Below are 18,089 nucleotides of genomic sequence, written 5' to 3'. Positions count from 1 at the left end.
GACATCAAAGGGAGAGAATCACGATCGCGACCACCGCGCAACGCTCCAACGGTTTTGCAAGGTTTTTCCCCTCAGCTCGCCCAGACCCTGCAAATCCCAATATTGCCAGCCACCAAAACATCGCCCCCAGATCAGCAAAGTTCGATTTTTCACGGGTGACGAGGTAGTATTTGCATTCGCCATTCGCACGGCGCTCTCCGATGAGCCAGATCTCTTCACCTGGCATGTGCTGAGCCCCCATGTCGCGGATGCGCTGCGGCGGTCCATCGGCGACCCGCACCCGCACGGCAAGGCTTCATTCGCAGACACGGCCGATGGTCTGACGGCTGACCTTATAGCTCCGCGCTAGGAATGAAATTGATGCACCAGAATCTCGCTCCGCCCTGACTGCCGCCTTTTGCTCTTCTGTTAAAGATGCTGGCCGACCGATCGCCTTGCCGCTCGCTCTGGCTCGTTGGACCCCGGCTTGTGTTCGTTCAATCAGCAGGTCCCGCTCGAACTCCGCTACAGCGGCGATCACTTGCATGGTCATGCGGCCGGCCGAGCTGGTGAGATCGACGCCGCCCAGGGCCAGACAATGCAGCCGGACCCCGAGGCCGGCTAGGGCATCGACGGTAGCCCGCACGTCGAGCGCGCTGCGGCCGAGACGGTCGAGTTTGGTGACAACGAGAACGTCCCCATCTTCGAGGCGATCGAGGAGGCGGCGGAACTCCGGCCGCTGACGAGCCGCGATGCTGCCCGAGATCGTTTCCGTAATGATCCTGTTCGGACGGATGGCGAATCCTGCGGCCTTCGCCTCGGCGATCTGATTCTCGGCGGTCTGCTCGACCGTCGAGACACGGGCATACAAAAACACGCGCGACATAGGGCAATTTCGTCCAAAAACCTGCCTTTAAGATCGGACAATGCCCACAATGCCGTCAAGCATAGTTTTGGGCATATTCTCGGCTAGGTGTCCGAAACCGGTCGATTTTGGGCGTGACCGTGTTGATTGAAGTTGTATAGTGACGCGTTACGCGCTACGGTTGCTTATGATTTTGAGTTTCCGAGATAAGGGTCTGGAGCAGGGGTTACGCATGAAAGAAGCCGGTGAGCACTTGCTCCATGTAACGGTTATCCCAGGCGGCCATTTTGCGGCGCCCCTTGAGACTGGCCTTTGATGCCTGATGGCGGCGAACGAGGTTGATTGCGATCTTGCGAAGCAGGGAGAAGTTCTGGACGGCGTTGCGATCCCGGATCCGGCAGTGATCTTCGTTGAAGGTGACGTCGAGCACCCAGTGTAGGCTGTTCTCGATCTGCCAATGTTGACGGATCGCTTTCGCCAGGATTTCGGGTTGATCGTCGCTGCTGGACAGGAAGTAGCGGATTTCGGCTTCGATCTTGCCGGATCCGTTGACGCCGCGGATGGTTTCCACGGCCAGAACGCTCTTCAACCCCGGCCAGTCGCGCAGCGGTTCCAGCGCTACGGCGTCCGGACAGACGAACACCCGGCGCCGAACAAGACGACCATGACCATCATCGAATTCGTCATGCACCGGCCGATCAACGGGTGAGCGGCTGAAGCAGGTGGTTGCGCAATACTCCTGCACGGCGCTGTGTTTCTTCCCCTGGTTTGCTTTGAGGGTGACGAGATAATCAGCACCCCGCTCGAGAATTTTGGACGCGATGGCTCGCTGGCACCCCATCGCGTCCAGCGTGACAATGGCGCCCTTGATGTCCAGCACATCCAGCAATTCCGGGATCGCGGTGATCTCGTTCGATTTGTCGCCGACCTGACGCTGGCCGAGCACCAGCCCCCGATCACTCGCCCATGCACTCACAACGTGAAGCGCCGCCTGGTCCCGGCTGCGATCAAACGAGCCGCGGATCGTTTTCCCGTCAATCGCCACCACTTCCCGGTCCAAAGTCGTCCCGAATGAGCGCGCCCACGCTTCGAAACATGCCTCGAAACGCCCGGTATCGATCAGCATGAACACACGCCGGAAGGTGTCGTGCGATGGAATGCCGTTCGGCAGCGCCAAAAACGTGCCCAGCCATTCCTGCTTGCTACGGCCATACAGTGCCATATCCTCCCAGCTTTCCGCCCCGGCAATCACCGCGCACACCGCAATCACCAGAATATCAATTAGCCGGTGCTCAACCTTGCCGCCGCAGCGGGGGTCTTCCAACGCCGAAAATTCCTCCACAAGCCGCCTCACCGACATGCACGTCTCCCAATCTCAAGGAGACTCCCCGAATCACACCCGATTCCATGCCGTCAACTATGCCCGAAATTTTCATGCGTAGCCCCTGGGGTCTGGAGGCGTTTTACCGCACGGGCTCCATGCGCGGGATTCAAGCCGCACAGGCTGGCAAGTTGAAGCGCATTCTTGGCCTTTTGGATGTGGCGCAGACGCCGAAGGATATGAACATCCCGGCGTTTAAGCTGCACCCACTGAAAGGTGACCTTGCCGGGCACTGGTCCGTGTGGGTCAACGGGAATTGGAGAGTGACGTTTCGGTTCGTTGAGGCTGGCGTTGAGTTGGTGAATTATCAAGACTACCACTAGGAGAAGGCAAAATGATGCATAATCCGCCACATCCTGGCGAACTGCTAAGAGAGGATGTCATCAGTGATCTGGGGCTTTCCGTTACCGAGGCCGCCCAGAGGCTGGCTATGTCCCGCGCAGCGTTGTCGCGTGTGTTGAACGCCAGGGCTGCCATTAGCCCTGATTTGGCGATCCGGCTTGAACAGGCTGGCGTGAGCACGGCCCAGGCATGGCTTGGGATGCAGGCAAACTATGACCTTTGGCTTGCACGACAACACAAGCAGCCACCAGTACGCCGTTTTCAGGCAAATGTGGCCTGAGCGACCAAGTGTAGGCAGTGACCAGTAGATTTATGATTTTATATCCGCTGGGTAGCACCAATGGGGACGTATAGCGGCCAGTCGGCTGATGTCTTACGAAAGCGGATACCAGATGTTCACCTTGCGGCGAGGCCGGGCCGAAGCCGTAATGGCGGCTTACGGCTCCCGACCAGAGGAAAGTCGCCATTCAGGGGACGATCAGCCTTGGCGTGGAGCAACCCGACAAGGACACCGAGGTCAAATTGAATGATCCCAAGGGCGGTCGTTCGCGGGCACAAGGGGCGGCCTCTATCTGGGTTTCGGTCGTAACGCAGCGATTTTTGAACTTCTGAAAGCAGACAAGGCGCCGCTATCCTCCTGACGCACGATTGTGAGCGATCTTGCGGTTGCTAGCCTTGATGCGGTTCCGTTTCATGTTGGGATGATCTCATGATTCCGATCGTGCTCGATCCGAGCTATTGCCGTCTCAGCGTATGCGGCAACGGTCCTATGTCGCTTCGCAGGCTGCGTGCGCTGCGTGAAGGCGGCGCCGATGCCGCCCTGCTGTTCAGTGACGATCCGGATGCGGCGACGATCGCGGAAGCTGGCGCCGCGCTATGCCGCAGAATGCCGACGGGCGATGACCTCGCGCGACTGCATGCGCTCTGGATCGTCGACGTTCCGGACGTGGTTCGCGCGGGCCTGGTCGCGGCGGCGCGGGCGGCGCGCGTGCTGGTGAATGTCGAGGACCGCCTGCCCGACTGCGACTTTCATTCCGTGGCGCAGGTGAGGCGCGGCGATCTGCTGCTGACGGTCTCGACCGGCGGTCAGGCAGCCGGCCTGTCCTCTGTGCTGCGTCGGCATCTCGAAGTCGAATTCGGGGCGGACTGGGCCGCACGGCTGTCTGAAATCGCGGTACTTCGCGAGCGATGGCGCGCCGAAGGGATGTCGATGCCCGAAACGGCTCGCCGGATCGCCGACCATGTCGAGGCGCGGGGCTGGCTCACGACAGCTCGCGGGCGTCCGCCCGAATAGTCGCCACCGGAACCGCCGCGTCGAGCGCGGCGCCGATCAGGATCAGCGCCGGGGCCGCGAGATCGGCGGCGGCGATTCCGTCTGCGAGGTCGATGAGGCGGTCAAGCCGGCGCGTCTCGTTCGGGCGGCTGACATTGGTCAGCAGCATCGCCGGCGTGGCGGGATCGAGCCCGGCCTCGATCAGGCGGTCGGCGATCGCTCGGGCGTGGCGGGAGCCCATGTAGAAGACGAGGGTCGAATCGAGCCGGGCCAGCGCCGCCCAGTCCTGAGGCGGTACCCCGCCATCGGCGGTGTGGCCGGTGACCAGGGTGACGGCGCGCGCCCTGCCCCGCGCGGTCAACGAGACGCAGGCAGACGCCGCCGCCGCCGAGGCCGCGGTGATCCCCGGGATCACCTCGACCGCGATGCCTGCGGCCCGCAAGGCCGCGATCTCCTCGCCGGCCCGGCCGAAGATCATCGGATCTCCGCCCTTCAGCCGTAGCACCCGAGCGCCGGTGCGCGCGCATTCGACAAGGCGGCGGTTGATCTCTGTCTGGCTCATCGCGTGCCGGCCACACCGCTTGCCGACATGGATGAGGACGGCATCCGGGGCGGCAAGGACCAGGATGCGAGCATCGACCAGCGCATCATGCAGGATGATTTCGGCGGCGCCGATCGCCCGTACGGCCCGCAGGGTGAGAAGATCCGGATCGCCCGGCCCGGTGCCGGCGAGGATGACGGGATGTGCCTTGCTATTCGGCGGCAACGAGGTCATGGCGGAGAAATCCCTTCAGTTCGGAATGGCATGAACCGCAACCGGTGCCGGCGCCGGTGGCGGCGCCGATCGCCTCGACGCTCCGGCAGCCGGCGCGGATCGCGGCGCGGATCGCGGGTTCGGCAACCGCGTTGCAGACGCAGACCTGCCGCCCGCGGGTCGCGGTGGCGCGGGCGGGCTGGCCAAGCAGGAGCGTCGGATCGGCTCCTGCTTGTGGGGCCGCGAACAACGCCTCCAGCGCCTCGGGGTCCGGCAGCGCAAGCTCCGCCGGCGCGACGTGGAGAAGGAGCTGGACGCCGGCCCGGTCCAGCACGGCGAGGCGGAAGACCCCGCGCGTCGGGTCGGCGTAGTCGAGGAATTCGGCACCCTCCGGCAGCTCCAGCAGCCACCGTGCCGCGTCCACGGCGCTGCGGGCAGCGAGCGGGGCAAACCCGGTGAAGCGCGACAGCGCCAGCCCGCCCGGGCGTAGTGCCTGCGACCAGACGGCTTGTTTGCCAGCTGCCATCGCGCAGGAAGCGGCACGGCCGATGGCAATGGCCCTCCAGAGCGTCGGCACCGCCGCAAGTCGCACTGGCGAATGCTTGAAGGCCGGCTGGCCGGAGATCGGGTCGGTCGCCGGAACAGTGAGGCGGTTGACGCTTCCGGCGCTGCCCTGCGCTGCGGTCCAGTGTATCGCGGCGAACACCGAACCTTCGCACTGTCCCGGCGAGATCGCTGCCGGGAAGACGATGCGCGCCCCTTCGCTCCCGGCGGCGACAAGATCACCAGGCAGCACGCCGAGGCGCGCCGCGTCCGTCGGTGCGAGTTCCAGGGTCGCGGCATCCTGGTGGGCCATCAGTTCGGCGACGCGACCGGTGCGCGTCATGGTGTGCCATTGGTCGCGCAGCCGGCCGGTATTGAGGGTGAAATCCGTGCGCGCGTGGCGGAGTGGTGATACGGCGACGAAGCGGGCCCGCCCGTCTGGCGTCGGGAAGTTTCCCTCGGCAAAGAGGCGATCTCCGGCCAGAGGCCAGCGCAGCGGGCGCATTGCGTCGTAATCGTCATCCGGGATGGCAGCGAGCCCGCCGATATTGAACCGCCGTCGCCCGAAGTTGCGGAAAGCGGAGAGTGCCGCGTGTTCGCGGAAGATCGCAGCCGGCACGTCCCAGGCGAAGGCCGCGCCATGGCCGAGCCGCCGGGCGAGTTCGGCGAACATCCACCAGTCGGGTCGGGCAGCACCGGGAGCGGGACGAAACGCGCGCTGGCGGGAGATCATGCGCTCTGAATTGGTGACGGTGCCGTCCTTCTCGGACCACCCTGCCGCTGGCAGCAGGACATGGGCATGGGCGGTCGTCGCCGTGGGCCAGCAATCGGCGACCACGAGGTGCGGACAACGGGACAGCGCGTCGCGCACGTCGAGGCTCGCTGGCAGGGATTCGGCGGGGTTGGTGCCGGCGATCCAGAGGGCGCGTATCTTGCCGTCGGCGACGGCACGGAACAGGTCCACCGCCTTCAGCCCGGGCCGGCGCACGAGGTTGGGGGCGCCCCAGAATTCGGAGAGCGTCGCGTGGTCGTCGGGGTCGTCGAAGCCGAGATGCGCGGCGAGCTGGTTGGCGAGGCCGCCCGCCTCGCGGCCGCCCATCGCGTTGGGCTGGCCGGTCAGCGAGAACGGTCCGGCGCCGGGCCGGCCGATCCGTCCGGTGGCGAGGTGGAGGTTCAGGATCGCGCCGATTGCGTCGGTCGCCGTCTCGGACTGGTTCACGCCCTGCGAAAAGGCAGTCACCATGCGCGGGGTGGCGGCGACCCAGCCGGCGAGGGTTTCGAACGCGGCGGGATCGATCCCGTGCTCGGCCTGCCGCGCGGCGGCGAGCGCGGCGCCGAACCCGGCGGTGTGCCGCGCGATGTAGTCGCGATCGAGCGCGCCGCGGTCCGCGCAGGCGGCGAGCAGCGCGCAGAACAGGGCGAGGTCGCCGCGGGGGCGCACGGCGAGGTGCAGGTCGGCGAACTCGGCGGTCGCGCTACGGCGGGGATCGATCACGACAATCCGCGTCCCGCGCGTCGCCCGGGCGGCAAGTGCGCGCTGGAACAGGACCGGATGGCACCATGCGGCGTTCGAGCCGGCGAAGATGATCAGTTCCGCCTCGTCGAAATCCTCGTAGATCCCCGGGACGAGGTCCTCGCCGAAGCATCGGCGGTGGGCGGCCACCGCGGACGCCATACAAAGCCGGGAATTAGTGTCAATATTGGCACTGCCGATGAACCCCTTCATCAGCTTGTTGGCGACGTAGTAATCCTCGGTCAGGAACTGTCCGGACACGTAGAAGGCGACGGAGTCCGGCCCGTGCGCGGCGATCGCCCGCGCGAAGCCGTCCGCCGCTGCATCCAGCGCCGCGCTCCAGGAGGTCTCGCGCCCGCCGACCATCGGCGTCCGCAGTCGCTCCCGGTCGTCGAGCGTGGCCGCGAGTTTCGCGCCCTTCACGCAGAGCCGTCCGCGATTAGCGGGATGGGCGGGGTCGCCAGCGATTGTCCCCTCGCCGGCAATCAGCCCGCAACCGACGCCGCAATAGGGACAGGTCGTGTTCATGCCGGCGCCAGCGGAGCGGAGACGTCCAGCAGCACGCGTCCCTCGGTCACGCGTACCGGGAAGCGCGGGACGCAGGAGGCGGCCGCCTCGCCCTCAGCCGCACCGGTCGCGAGCGCGATCACCCAGTTGTGCAGCGGGCAGGTGACGCCATGGCCGTGGACGATGCCATGGCTGATTTTGCCGCCCCTGTGCGGGCAGGAATCGCGCAGGGCGAAGACGGCGTCGTCGCCGGTGCGGAAGATCGCGACATCGCCGTGCGCGGTCGCCACGGTCCGGGCGCCGCGTTGGGGGATGTCGTCGAGGGCGGCGACATCGACGAAGCCGGTATCGGTCATGATCGCGTCCATCACGTAAGCTCCGCGACATGGGTGAATTTCGCGCCGGCGGCCGCGGCCGACTGCATAGCCCAGGGATCGGCCTGGGCGAATGTTTGGGCATGCAGGAAGCGGGCGGCGAGAGCCTCGCGGTTGTCCTCGTCCTCGACAACGGCTTGCTTCACATAGTCGAGCCCGACGCGCTCGATCCAGGGCGCGGTGCGCTCGAGGTAATGGGCCTCCTCGCGGTAGAGCTGGAGGAAGGCGGCGCAGTATTCGAGCACCTCGGCCTCTGTCGTCACCTTGCACAGCAGGTCGGTGCCGCGCAGGCGGATGCCGCCGTTGCCGCCGACCAGCAGGTCCCAGCCGGCCTCAGTCGCGATCACGCCGAAATCCTTGATGCTCGCCTCGGCGCAGTTCCGCGGGCAGCCGGAGACGGCCATCTTCACCTTGTGCGGATGCCACGAGCCCCAGCTCATCTTTTCCAGCGCGATGCCCATGCGGGTCGAGTTCTGGGTGCCGAAGCGGCACCATTCCGAGCCAACGCAGGTCTTCACAGTCCGCAACGCCTTGCCGTAGGCGTGGCCGGACACCAGGCCGGCGGCGTTCAGGTCGCGCCAGACCGTGGGCAGGTCCTCGCGCTTCACACCGAGCATGTCGATGCGCTGGCCGCCGGTGATCTTGACCTCCGGAATGTCGAATTTGTCCACCACGTCGGCGATCGCGCGCAGTTCGCGCGCGTTGGTCACGCCGCCCCACATGCGCGGGACCACCGAGAAGGTGCCGTCCTTCTGGATGTTCGCGTGCATCCGCTCGTTGACGAAGCGCGACTGGGCGTCGTCAACGTATTCGCCCGGCCAGGCGCAGAGCAGGTAGAAATTGAGCGCCGGGCGGCAGACATGGCAGCCGTCCGGGGTCTTCCATTCCAGCGCCTGCATCACCGCCGGGATTGATTTCAGTTTGCCGCCGACGATCCGCCTGCGCACCTCGCCATGGTCGAGACCGGTGCATTTGCAGACCGGCTTGACCGTCGCGGGTGCGTACTCCGTGCCGAGGGCGGCGCGCAGCAGCGCCTCGACCTGGCCTGTGCAGGAACCGCACGAGGAGGACGCCTTGGTCCTCGCGCGCACGTCATCGACGCTTGCGAGGCCGAACGCTTTGATCGCCCTCGTTATCGTCCCCTTGCAGACGCCGTTGCAGCCGCAGATTTCCGCACCGTCCGGCAGGGCCATCACGGCGGCGTCGGGGTCGGCCGGTCCGTCCGCGAGGGGGCCGAAGATCACACTGTCGCGGATCTCGCCGATATCGGTCCCGTCCTTCAGGAGCTGGAAATGCCAGGCGGCGTCGCTTGCATCGCCAATGGCGACGAGGCCGACGATCCGGTTTTCTCGCAGGACGAGCCGGCGATAGGTCCCCCGCGCGCCGTCGCGCAGCACGATGTCCTCGGTGCCGGAATCGCCGAGGAAGGCGCCGGCCGAGGCCATCTCCACGCCCGAGACCTTGAGCCTTGTAACGCTGGCCGCCGGCGTGAATCCGATCCCCGGCGTGCCGGTCATCGCCCGCGCGGCGACACGGGCCATCTCCCAGATCGGTGCGACCAGGCCGAAGACCTTGCCGTCATGCTCGACGCATTCGCCGATCGCGAAGATCGCGGGATCGGAGGTCCGCAGGAAATCGTCGACGATCACGCCACGATTGCATTCGAGACCGGTCGCCCGGGCCAGGCCTGCATTCGGACGGATACCGACGGCCATCACCACGAGGTCGGTGGGAATTTCCCGCCCGTCCTTCAGCCGGACCGCGCGCACCCGGTCGTCGCCGATGAACGCGGCGGTCTCGGTGCCGGTCAGGATCGTCATTCCGCGCGCCTCGAGGGTCTGCTTGAGCAGATGGGCAGCGGAAGCGTCGAGCTGGCGCTCCATCAGGGTCGGCATCAGGTGGATCACCGTCACTTCGGCGCTGCGCAGGTCGAGGCCGTGCGCCGCCTCCAGCCCGAGCAGCCCGCCGCCGATCACCACCGCCTTCGCGCCGGGCCGCGCGGTTGCCAGCATGTCCCCGACATCGGCGACGGAGCGGAAGGTTTGCACGCCATCAAGTTCTGCCCCGGGGATCGGCAGGACGAATGGGCTGGAGCCTGTCGCCAGCAGAAGCAGGTCGTAGGGCGCCTCGGTGCCGGCGGCACCTCGCACGATCCGGCGCGCGCGGTCGATCCAGTCGACATGCTCGCCGGCGATGAGGCGAATGCCGTTGCTAGCGTACCAGTCGTAGTCATTAAGGACGATATCCTCGAACCGCTTCTCGCCTGCGAGAAGTGGCGAGAGCATGATCCGGTCGTAGTTCGGGTGGGGTTCCGCGCCGAACACGGTGATGTCGAATATGCCGGGCGCGATGGCGAGGATTTCCTCGACCGTCCGCATCCCGGCCATACCGTTACCGACGACGACGAGGCGCGGCCGCGAGAGGGTGGTGCCATGCATGGCGTTCGTTCCTTTCAGATCCGGACGGTGCCGTTGCCGGGGGGCGAGGTGAAATCCGCGCGCCAGCGGCGACGCACCGTCATCAGCCCGGCGAAGGCGACGAGCGCGAGGGCGGCGAAGACCAGGAACCCGTCCTGGTAGGAGCCGGTGAACTGCTTCGAAAAGCCGAGGCTGGAGGCGAGGTAGAATCCACCGACCCCGCCGGCCATGCCGACCAGGCCGGTCATTACCCCGATCTCGCGGCCGAAGCGGATCGGCACGAGCTGGAACACCGCGCCGTTGCCCATCCCAAGGGCGAGCATCGCGAGGACGAAGGCAGCAAGGGCGAGGGCGAGGTCCGGCAGGCCGATGCTAACCAGAGCCAGCGTGGCCGCGGCGACGACATAGAAGATCGAGAGTGCCGCGATTCCGCCGATCCGATCCGCGAGCCAGCCGCCGAGCGGCCGCACCGACGATCCGACGAAGACGCAGGCCGCCGTGGCGTAGCCGGCGTTGACCGCAGCCAGGCCGTACTGGGTATGGAAATAGATCGTCAGCGATGCCGCGAGTCCGACGAAACCGCCGAAAGTAACGCTGTAGAACAGCATGAACCACCACGTGTCGTGGAGCCGCAGCACGCGGAGATAGGCGCCGAGGCTCTGCGGCGCCGGATGGGCCGGGCTGTCTTTCGCGAGTATCGAGAAGACGCACAGCACGACGACCATGATCGCCGCCGCCATGCCGAAGACGCTGGCGTAGCCGAAAGCGAGGCCGAGCGCCGGGGCAAACAGGGCGGCAAGCACAGTGCCCGAATTGCCCGCGCCCGCGATGCCAAGGGCGGTTCCCTGATGCTCCTTCGGATACCAGCGCGATGCGAGCGGCAGAGCAACCGCAAAGGATGCGCCGGCGAGGCCAAGGACGAGCCCCAGCGCCAGCACCGAGCCGTAGCTTGGCAGGCCGGTCGCCCAGGCGAGGAGAAGGCCGGTGATGACGATGAACTGCGCCACGATCGCGGTGCGCCGCCCGCCGAAGCGGTCGACCGACAATCCGTTCGGAATCCGCAGGAGGGCACCGGCCAGCACCGGAACCGCGACCATCAGCCCCTTGTGCGCGGGATCGAGATGCAGCGTCCGGCCGATCTGCACACCGAGCGGACCGAGCAGCACCCAGACCATGAAACTGGCGTCGAAATAGAGGAACGCTGCAAAAAGGGTCGGTAGATGGCCGGATATCAGAAACGATTTTTCCGTCGTGGTATGCATGGTCGCACTCCTGCGGATCTTGCGATCCGCGATGCGGCCCCCGTTGGCGCGCGATCGATCAAGGATGGGCAACGCCCGCACGACCCTCGAGCCGTCATTGGCCCGAAGCCGCATGTCACCATGCATATGCGGCTACGCAATATCGATGCCAAGCTTATGAGTTGTCCAAAAACGGGCCTTATAGGGTACGACAACACAATATATGCGTATTGTTTATACAACATAAGACCATTTTTCGTTCTTATGCCTATTTTATGGCTTGTTATTATGGTGTAATAATGGCCAGACTTGGATCTTCTCCTGCAGGATCAAGATGGCCGGCCTCGACCATCCGCGCGATGGTCCAGGCAATGTCGGCCTTGTCCGGCAGAAGCGAGGCGCCGGTCATGAAGATCGGATTGCCGGTCCGGGGGATGAGCGCGTCGCGTACCATACCTTCCGGCAGGTCCAGATGGGCGGGGGCGGCAAGCAGGCGGGCGAGTGAAGGTGCTCCATCTGGCGCGCGGCAGAGCGCGGTAGCGGCCCCAAGAGCAGCGCGCAAGGCGGCGGCTGCAGGTTGGATTGCTGCAAAATCAGCCCGCAGGACCACGAATTTTATGGAATGGCCCGCCCCTTTCCCGCTTGTAGAGTAATCTGCCGGGGGCCAACGGAAGAAAGGGAGGCAGGCAATGAAGACAGAGATCGCGGTTTTAGGGATTGATCTGGGCAAGAACAGCTGCAGCCTTGCGGGACTGGATGGGACTGGTGCGGTGATCAAACGGCGGCGGATGCGACCGGAGACCGTGGTGACGTTCACGAAGGAGTTGCCGCCTTGCGTGATAGCGATGGAGGCGTGCTGCGGCGCTCATCATCTTGCCCGTCTTCTCGCGGCGCAGGGACACGACGTCCGGCTGATGTCGCCGGAATACGTGCGCCCTTATGTGAAGGCGCAGAAGAACGATGATCGCGATGCCGAGGCGATTGCGGAGGCGGCAACACGGCCAACGATGCGTTTTGTGTCCATGAAAACGGAGGAGCAGCTTGACATGCAGACCCTGCATCGGGCGCGTGACCGGCTGGTCGGTGAACGGACGGCGCTGATCAACCAGTTGCGAGCGATCCTGTTGGAGCGCGGGGTTACGGTGCCGCAGGGGCGGAGCAAGCTCGAGCGGTCCCTGATCGAGATGTTCGATGGCGATGAAGCCGAGCCACCGGCGACATTGACGCCGCGGCTGCGGGCGCTGATTGCCGACATGCGGGCCGAATGGCGTGAGCTGGATCGGCGGATCACCGCTTTTGAGGACGAATTTGTCGCTCGCACGCGCGAGGACGAAGCGGCACGCCGGCTGATCAGCATTCCCGGGATCGGCGTGATGAACGCGACCGCGCTGATTGCCGCGATCGGCAACGGTGAGACGTTCAGCCGGGGCCGCGATCTTGCTGCCTGGCTTGGTCTGGTGCCGCGGCAGATCACGACAGGAGGCCGACCGCGGCTGGTCGGGATCAGCAAGCGCGGCAACAAGTATCTGCGCAAGCTGCTGATCCATGGTGCTCGCGCCGCTCTTCCCAGTCTGTTGACCAGCTCAACGCCGCTCGGCGGCTGGCTGCGCGGGCTCACCGCTCGGGTCCACAAGAATGCAGTGGTTGTCGCACTGGCCAACAAGCTGGCGCGGATCGCTTGGGCGGTACTGAGAAACGGCGGCACGTTTGATGCCAGGTCCGCATCAGGGATGGCATGATTAGCCGGCTAATGATCTCGCTAACTTGATAGCCGGTCATGATGTTTGCGGGTGGTGGAATGAAGATGGCCTGACAGTCGACCGGCGTTTCGGGAACCTGCTTCAAAAAATGGCGCGCTTGATGCCGTGAATTTTATGAGGACCGGATCGCGCGGATCTCCATCTTGGCCGGGAGCTTGCTCCGAGGCCGGATACGTTGACGCAGACTGGTCAGTTCATCGAAAATACCACTTGCAGACGGGGCGGGCCATACGTTTCTGGATGCCCGGGTGCCAGCGTCGCAGAATCGGCGACAACCGTGCCGAATCCGGTCCGGACCGCGAGCGCGCCCCAGGGAGCGCCGGCGCAGAAGCCGTCGATCTCGCCGGCCGCAAGCGAGGCGACCATCTCGGCAGGCGGGCGGCCCCCTATCTTTGTTCGGGCCAGGTCGATTCCGGCTTCCGCCAGATAACGCCTGAGCAGCAGGTCATGGTTGGAGTATGCATGGACCGCAGCGAAGCGGGCCTCTTCCAGCCACCGCTCCGCGCCATGCCGGAGAACCACGGCATTGCCTTCGCGCGAAAGCATCGCGACAAGCGCCAGGGCGGTTCGCCGTCCCCGCAGGCCGAGCCCCATGGCGATGGCGAGCGGCCCCAGGATCACCGCGGCGTCGAGAATGCCGTAGGCTAGCTTGTCGGCGATATTGGCCCAGGACGGTTCGACAGCGATGTCGGCCTCAAGCCCGGCATCGGCGAAGAAGCCGTACTCGCGCGCGACGATCGGGGGGCTGCAGTCAATCAGCCGCAAGACGCCGATGCGGATCGGTATGGAACTCACGGCATTTTTTCCTCGTCATCGCCTAGTAGAGCGCGGGCGACTTCGGCAACGCGTACCTGGCGCTCCATTGCCCGGCGCTGCAAAAAGCGATGAGCGGCCGGTTCGGTCATCATGTCGCGCTGCATGAGCAGGCGCTTGGCAGCATCGACCAGCCGGCGCTCGGCAAGGGCCGACTCCGCCTCAGCAAGGCGGCGTTCGCGTTCGGCCCCCCGTCGGAACAGGGCGATCGCGCTGCGCAGGATCGGCTTGATGTCGGCGATGGTCGCGATATCGACGTGGTAGGATGCGACACCGGCGCCGATCGCCTCCTCCATGAAGTTCGGGTCATCCTCATCCACGAATAGCATCACCGGTGCCGGCTGGGCGGTGGCGCTGCGAACCTGTTCAAGACTGTCGCGGTCCGGCCGGGCCATGTCAACGATCACCACATCTGGCCTGAGTTCTGCGACCGCGGTCGACAGGCTCAAGTTGGACGGAGCAACCTGCACAACATAACCGGCCGTCTGAGCACCAAGCCGCGCCGCAAGCGCCTCAGCACGAGTACGATCAGTGTCGGCAATCAGAATATACACGCAGGGTGGTTAATCCGTCTGGAATGTAGCCGAGCGTAACTCAGCAAGAAACGGGCCAAACCAGGCAACCGGCACGACGATTGCGTCAATCCGACGAGATTGGCGGAAGTCAGGCACATCCCGAGATGGTGCAATTGGTTTGAGGACAACGTGCAAACAATGGCCTGCCGGGCGTGACTTGCAGCACGACGCGTGATCGCGCAGTGAATGTGCAAGAGGGCCCCTGCCGCCGCGCAGCCTTTGGGCCACGACGTACGCCGGAGCTGGCAGGCGGGCTTCGGCCGGAGCGGGCTATGCAGGAAATGTCTGTTTCGCAGCTTTCTCGTTTCAAAGCGGCCATTCCGCGTTCCACCCAAGGCGGTTAGCCAGCAGAGTGCCCACGAGTTTCGGCTATGGAGCATTCCCTTGGGAAGGTTGGGCGACATGTTGGGCGCGCTCCCGCCAGCTCGGGTCGGCATTGAACGGCTGGATTCAGAGGCAGACAATCCGCCATCCAGTGACCAGGATCGAGTTATGCCCCTACCAACACAACAACATGCTTACATGTAATTGTTCAGCTTCTGGTTAGGTATTAAGTCGGCCAACTCCATCAGCGCCGGGACGGCAACACGGTGAAGGCATAACGCTTCACTGGCCAGCCTTGCGCCCAGGCATGGAGTTGCAGCTGCCAGAAGCGCAGCCGGTCATTGAGGAGCAGGCTGGCGCGTGAGAGTGCCATCATGAGGATACCAGCCCCGAGCGCGAAGGCGGCAAGGCGCAGTCGATGAACCTCATAATTCAAAATGCAGGACAGAGCTGAGAAGAAGCCCAGCCAGAACAGGATGCGGCGGAACCAGAGCACGAACCGCACCGCGAGGATCACCACGTCGAGCACAGCCGCCAGCATACAGCGCAAGGCGCCCCGAAGCAGGCCGAGCAAAACCCGGCCGAGCTGGGAGGTGAAGTCGGCCGAGCGAGCCGACCCATCCGCGGTGGGAGTAAAACGCTCGTCCATTCCGCTACCCATGCGCGGCGGACGCGACATTCGGCGTGGTCCATAACCAAAGATGGCAGGCCGTGCGGCCGTCCTGATGCGCTACGTTCTTCCCCGAACAGTTGGATTTCATGGTGTCGAGAATGGCGTTGTCGCGCATGAGCTGGTGCCATTGCGCCAAGCCAGCCGGGCCTTGCGAGGCGAGGACGGATTGCTCAACGGCCCCGGCGGCCTGAATCGTCCCGGCGGCCCGGCTGTACCCGGCCGCGTTGCCGCGCCAGTAGCCCAGGCCGAAGCCGAGCGCGAGGATCACGATCGCCAGCGCCGCGCCCGAGGCGATCGTGCGCCACCATACCCACCGCGACATGGACTTGAGGCGCTGTTCTGCTTCTTTCGCGAAGGAGGCCACAAACTGACGCGAGAGATCCGCATGTGCCGCCTCGGCCTGCGCCTTTGCCGCCTGGAAGGCTTGATCGATGGTTTGCGCCAAGCCATCCCGCGCCTGGCGCACGGCGCTGAAATCCTGATCGATGTTCTGTCGGTGCTCAGCCATAACGCGCCGCTGATCCGCGGCGATGGCGGCTGTCGAGTCCAGGAACAATCGGAGCGCGTGGAGCGTGTGCGCGGTGGGGTCATTGTCGAGCCGGGCCAGCTGTTCGGCCCGATCCAGCTCCGCTCGCGCGGCGCGGATCGCGGCTTCTGCTCCGCCCTGATCGACGGCCTCGCTCATGGCATCCAAGATTTCACGCCGGCGAATTGCTCATCCATCGCCTTGAGCCAGTGGCCCACCCGCGATCGGTTGAACACCCCGAGCGGCGGTTCTGTCTGGCCGTCCCGAGCAGCGATAAAACTCGCGGTGCGCGCCTCGACCGCCTCGGCCGCATGCAGGCGCGGCATCCAGAGGGTGAGCGCGCCGTCCGCGGTTTCATCGCGATAGACGTTCGAGGAGGTGACGCGGCTGAACGCCTGGTCGCGGGATTGTCCGGCTTGAGCCATGCCTTCATTGAGCACGAAGCCCCGCGCGCGGGGCTTGAAGCCCAAGGCGCCGAGCGTGGCGGCCGGGGTTAAATCCTCGGGATGCGGGCCGGCGAGGTAGAACATCACCACGGCCATGCCCGCCTCCTCGATCATTGCATCGAAGCCGGGCATTTCTCCGGCTATGGTGCGGAGGATCGTATCGCCACCCCCGAGATCGACGATGGCGGTTTGTTTTTCGGCGATGGCGAACTCCATGAAGTCCTGGAGCCAGTCGCGAACCGCGGCCTGGTTGAAGGTGTCCGGCCGAGCGACCCCACCGAAATAGGTCGAGAAGGTTGCGTTGGTGGGATCAATGTCAGCCAGGAGAGGCGCTTTCCCGTCCCGCTGCGCCATCTCCGCGATCCAGCGCAGGAAGGTGGTCTTGCCGGTTTTGCCCCGGCCGGCCGTCAGGATGATCTTGGGGCGATCGGCGAGATCGAGGCCCTGGGCGACGGGTTCGGTGCTGGATTGCTCGCTGGTCAGCAGAGGCTTGATTTCCGCAGGCTTGAGTCCGGCGACTGCGCTATCGGGGCGGAATACGGGAGTTGCGGGTTTGTGGGCGCCGTTGGGTTTCTTTTCTGATGAGGGGGCCTCAGTCATCAAATTCTCCTATCGGGATTTGTCGCCTCTCCATTTCGGATCGTCAGGATCGGCCGGAGCTGTTGGATCACCAAGGGCACGGCGTTCCGCAGCAGAAACGCCGCGGCCCTCGTTTCTCATCCATGACCGTTGAAACTTGGGTGCCGGCTGGGCCGCCTGGTCGGCCGGAGCAGTTGGATCGCCGAGGGCATGGCGTTCCGCTGCGGAAACACCCCGACCCTCATTCCGCAAACGCACAAACTCGAATTTCGGTTCGGGTGCCGGTGCGCCGGCCGGTGCCGCCGTAACCGGGTGCCCTTCCGCGCGGCGCTTGGCGACCAGGCGCCGCGCCCGCAGCCAATAGTTTTCGACCGTGCGCGGCGTGAGCGGCTGGCCGGTGCGCGAGACCAGCCCGGCCGCCGCGAAGTGCTCCGCCAACCCTTTCCAATGCGCTCCATGCTTGTCGAGGAGGGCAGCGAATTCGTCGTGGTGCTCGATAAACCAGACCATCAACGGCGACCGACGACGAAGGCCGGAAGCCATCGCCGCCCCGAGCTTTTCGATATCGAGGTCAGGTGCGGGCATAGCGAATCCTACCGATTTCAATCTCCGCACGTCAATAGAACGCAGCACAACCGCAGCATATTCTCGGCATTATCATCATCAATATCACGGCATATACGATGCAAATTCACAGCATAATCACAGCAGCACCGCGCCATGAAGCTCGCCAAACCCCCGGCACTGTGTGGAGGGAAAATCCAGAGGGGTAGTCACAGACCATTGCACCTATGGAGCTTGCGGCACAAGTGACAATGGCGCTACGGTGATCACAGGAGTTCCGCCCGATGCCAGAGCCCGAAGCCGCCCCGTCGCCCCGGAAAGATGACCGCCTCGATGCCGTCATCCAGGCGATGCGGCTGATGATCGAAACGCAGAATACGCACAGCCAAATGCTGGCGCGGTTGATCGAGCTGGCGACCCCTTCGGAAGAGAGCCCGCTTGAGGAAGCCCTGGCAGGGATCGCCGGTGCGCTGCGCGATCAGACCACCGCGCTTCTGCAAATCGGCACAACGCTGGACGGGTTGGGGGCAGAGGTTGAGGCCGGGGTGATGCGTGGCCTGGCCACGGCGCTCGAGCCGGACGACGACGGATCGCAGTCAGAGGCAGGCGGAGAGACGTGCTGACGTTCCGCGCCGGTGCG

General features: G+C 65.0%; 19 protein-coding genes and 1 pseudogene. 5 read left to right on the top strand and 15 right to left on the bottom strand.

Annotated elements, in window-relative coordinates; all coding sequences use genetic code 11:
• Positions 1-160: 160 nt before the first annotated feature.
• The 3 genes and pseudogenes from ACMV_RS20985 to ACMV_RS18020 all read right to left on the bottom strand — a co-directional run.
• Positions 161-289, bottom strand: a pseudogene (locus ACMV_RS20985) (IS701 family transposase); the annotation flags it as partial.
• A 6-nt stretch (positions 290-295) separates the two neighbouring features.
• A complete protein-coding gene (locus tag ACMV_RS18025; protein WP_013635004.1) occupies positions 296-865 on the bottom strand; it encodes a recombinase family protein in 570 nt (189 codons plus the stop codon).
• A 205-nt stretch (positions 866-1,070) separates the two neighbouring features.
• A complete protein-coding gene (locus ACMV_RS18020) occupies positions 1,071-2,204 on the bottom strand; it encodes an ISAs1 family transposase (protein ID WP_013634879.1) in 1,134 nt (377 codons plus the stop codon).
• Between the two features lie 74 nt (positions 2,205-2,278).
• On the opposite strand from ACMV_RS18020, the gene ACMV_RS18015 reads away from it, so the two are divergent.
• From ACMV_RS18015 to ACMV_RS18005, 3 genes are all read left to right on the top strand, one after another.
• Positions 2,279-2,548, top strand: a complete 270-nt coding sequence (locus ACMV_RS18015; protein WP_041665735.1) for a type II toxin-antitoxin system RelE/ParE family toxin — start codon at positions 2,279-2,281, stop codon at positions 2,546-2,548.
• A gap of 11 nt (positions 2,549-2,559) precedes the next feature.
• Positions 2,560-2,847 carry a HigA family addiction module antitoxin gene (locus ACMV_RS20225; protein WP_013635002.1) on the top strand — a complete coding sequence of 96 codons (288 nt, stop codon included), beginning with the start codon at positions 2,560-2,562 and terminating at the stop codon, positions 2,845-2,847.
• Between the two features lie 429 nt (positions 2,848-3,276).
• Complete coding sequence (locus ACMV_RS18005) at positions 3,277-3,861, top strand: NAD(P)-dependent oxidoreductase (protein ID WP_013635001.1); 585 nt, start codon at positions 3,277-3,279, stop codon at positions 3,859-3,861.
• Here the strand turns inward: ACMV_RS18005 and cobA are convergent.
• The 6 genes from cobA to ACMV_RS21645 all read right to left on the bottom strand — a co-directional run bounded on the left by cobA (position 3,830) and on the right by ACMV_RS21645 (position 11,643).
• The gene (cobA, locus tag ACMV_RS18000) at positions 3,830-4,615 is read right to left on the bottom strand and encodes a uroporphyrinogen-III C-methyltransferase (protein ID WP_013635000.1); all 786 of its coding nucleotides are present in this window, start codon (positions 4,613-4,615) and stop codon (positions 3,830-3,832) included. The genes ACMV_RS18005 and cobA overlap by 32 nt on opposite strands.
• The gene (locus ACMV_RS17995) at positions 4,593-7,178 is read right to left on the bottom strand and encodes a nitrate reductase (protein ID WP_013634999.1); all 2,586 of its coding nucleotides are present in this window, start codon (positions 7,176-7,178) and stop codon (positions 4,593-4,595) included. Before ACMV_RS17995 ends, cobA begins: the two co-directional genes overlap by 23 nt.
• Positions 7,175-7,525, bottom strand: coding sequence for a nitrite reductase small subunit NirD (gene nirD / locus ACMV_RS17990; protein ID WP_013634998.1), 351 nt, complete (start codon positions 7,523-7,525; stop codon positions 7,175-7,177). The genes ACMV_RS17995 and nirD overlap by 4 nt, the downstream gene beginning before the upstream one ends.
• Positions 7,525-9,969: a nitrite reductase large subunit NirB gene (gene nirB / locus ACMV_RS17985; protein WP_013634997.1), complete on the bottom strand. Its 2,445-nt coding sequence runs from the start codon at positions 9,967-9,969 to the stop codon at positions 7,525-7,527. Before nirB ends, nirD begins: the two co-directional genes overlap by 1 nt.
• A 14-nt stretch (positions 9,970-9,983) precedes the next feature.
• Positions 9,984-11,210, bottom strand: a complete 1,227-nt coding sequence (locus ACMV_RS17980) for a nitrate/nitrite transporter (RefSeq protein ID WP_013634996.1) — start codon at positions 11,208-11,210, stop codon at positions 9,984-9,986.
• Between the two features lie 265 nt (positions 11,211-11,475).
• Entirely contained in the window at positions 11,476-11,643 is a 168-nt protein-coding gene (locus tag ACMV_RS21645) for a hypothetical protein (RefSeq protein WP_231844535.1), read from the bottom strand.
• Positions 11,644-11,878: 235 nt separating this feature from the next.
• On the opposite strand from ACMV_RS21645, the gene ACMV_RS17975 reads away from it, so the two are divergent.
• Positions 11,879-12,928: an IS110 family RNA-guided transposase gene (locus ACMV_RS17975; protein WP_013634994.1), complete on the top strand. Its 1,050-nt coding sequence runs from the start codon at positions 11,879-11,881 to the stop codon at positions 12,926-12,928.
• Positions 12,929-13,138: 210 nt separating this feature from the next.
• Here the strand turns inward: ACMV_RS17975 and ACMV_RS17970 are convergent, their stop codons facing one another.
• The 6 genes from ACMV_RS17970 to ACMV_RS17945 all read right to left on the bottom strand — a co-directional run bounded on the left by ACMV_RS17970 (position 13,139) and on the right by ACMV_RS17945 (position 17,470).
• On the bottom strand, positions 13,139-13,744 hold the full coding sequence (locus ACMV_RS17970) for an ABC transporter substrate-binding protein (protein ID WP_013634993.1): 606 nt from the start codon (positions 13,742-13,744) through the stop codon (positions 13,139-13,141).
• Positions 13,741-14,316 carry an ANTAR domain-containing response regulator gene (locus ACMV_RS17965; RefSeq protein WP_013634992.1) on the bottom strand — a complete coding sequence of 192 codons (576 nt, stop codon included), beginning with the start codon at positions 14,314-14,316 and terminating at the stop codon, positions 13,741-13,743. The genes ACMV_RS17970 and ACMV_RS17965 overlap by 4 nt, the downstream gene beginning before the upstream one ends.
• A gap of 589 nt (positions 14,317-14,905) precedes the next feature.
• Positions 14,906-15,310: a hypothetical protein gene (locus tag ACMV_RS17960; protein WP_013634991.1), complete on the bottom strand. Its 405-nt coding sequence runs from the start codon at positions 15,308-15,310 to the stop codon at positions 14,906-14,908.
• Between the two features lie 4 nt (positions 15,311-15,314).
• Positions 15,315-16,019 carry a hypothetical protein gene (locus ACMV_RS17955; protein ID WP_231844534.1) on the bottom strand — a complete coding sequence of 235 codons (705 nt, stop codon included), beginning with the start codon at positions 16,017-16,019 and terminating at the stop codon, positions 15,315-15,317.
• Positions 16,016-16,906, bottom strand: a complete 891-nt coding sequence (locus ACMV_RS17950) for a P-loop NTPase family protein (RefSeq protein WP_013634989.1) — start codon at positions 16,904-16,906, stop codon at positions 16,016-16,018. The genes ACMV_RS17955 and ACMV_RS17950 overlap by 4 nt, the downstream gene beginning before the upstream one ends.
• 9 nt (positions 16,907-16,915) lie before the next feature.
• Positions 16,916-17,470 (bottom strand): hypothetical protein, encoded by a 555-nt coding sequence (locus tag ACMV_RS17945; protein WP_049796646.1) that lies wholly within the window; start codon positions 17,468-17,470, stop codon positions 16,916-16,918.
• Between the two features lie 263 nt (positions 17,471-17,733).
• Here ACMV_RS17945 and ACMV_RS17940 point away from each other — a divergent pair, with 263 nt between their 5' ends.
• Entirely contained in the window at positions 17,734-18,072 is a 339-nt protein-coding gene (locus tag ACMV_RS17940) for a hypothetical protein (RefSeq protein WP_011930808.1), read from the top strand.
• Positions 18,073-18,089 lie beyond the last annotated feature (17 nt).

The sequence above is a fragment of the Acidiphilium multivorum AIU301 genome (assembly GCF_000202835.1).
GTDB classification, from domain to species: domain Bacteria; phylum Pseudomonadota; class Alphaproteobacteria; order Acetobacterales; family Acetobacteraceae; genus Acidiphilium; species Acidiphilium multivorum.
The sequence above is the reverse complement of the archived record's forward strand: the minus strand, read 5'-3'. Positions and strand labels throughout refer to the sequence as shown.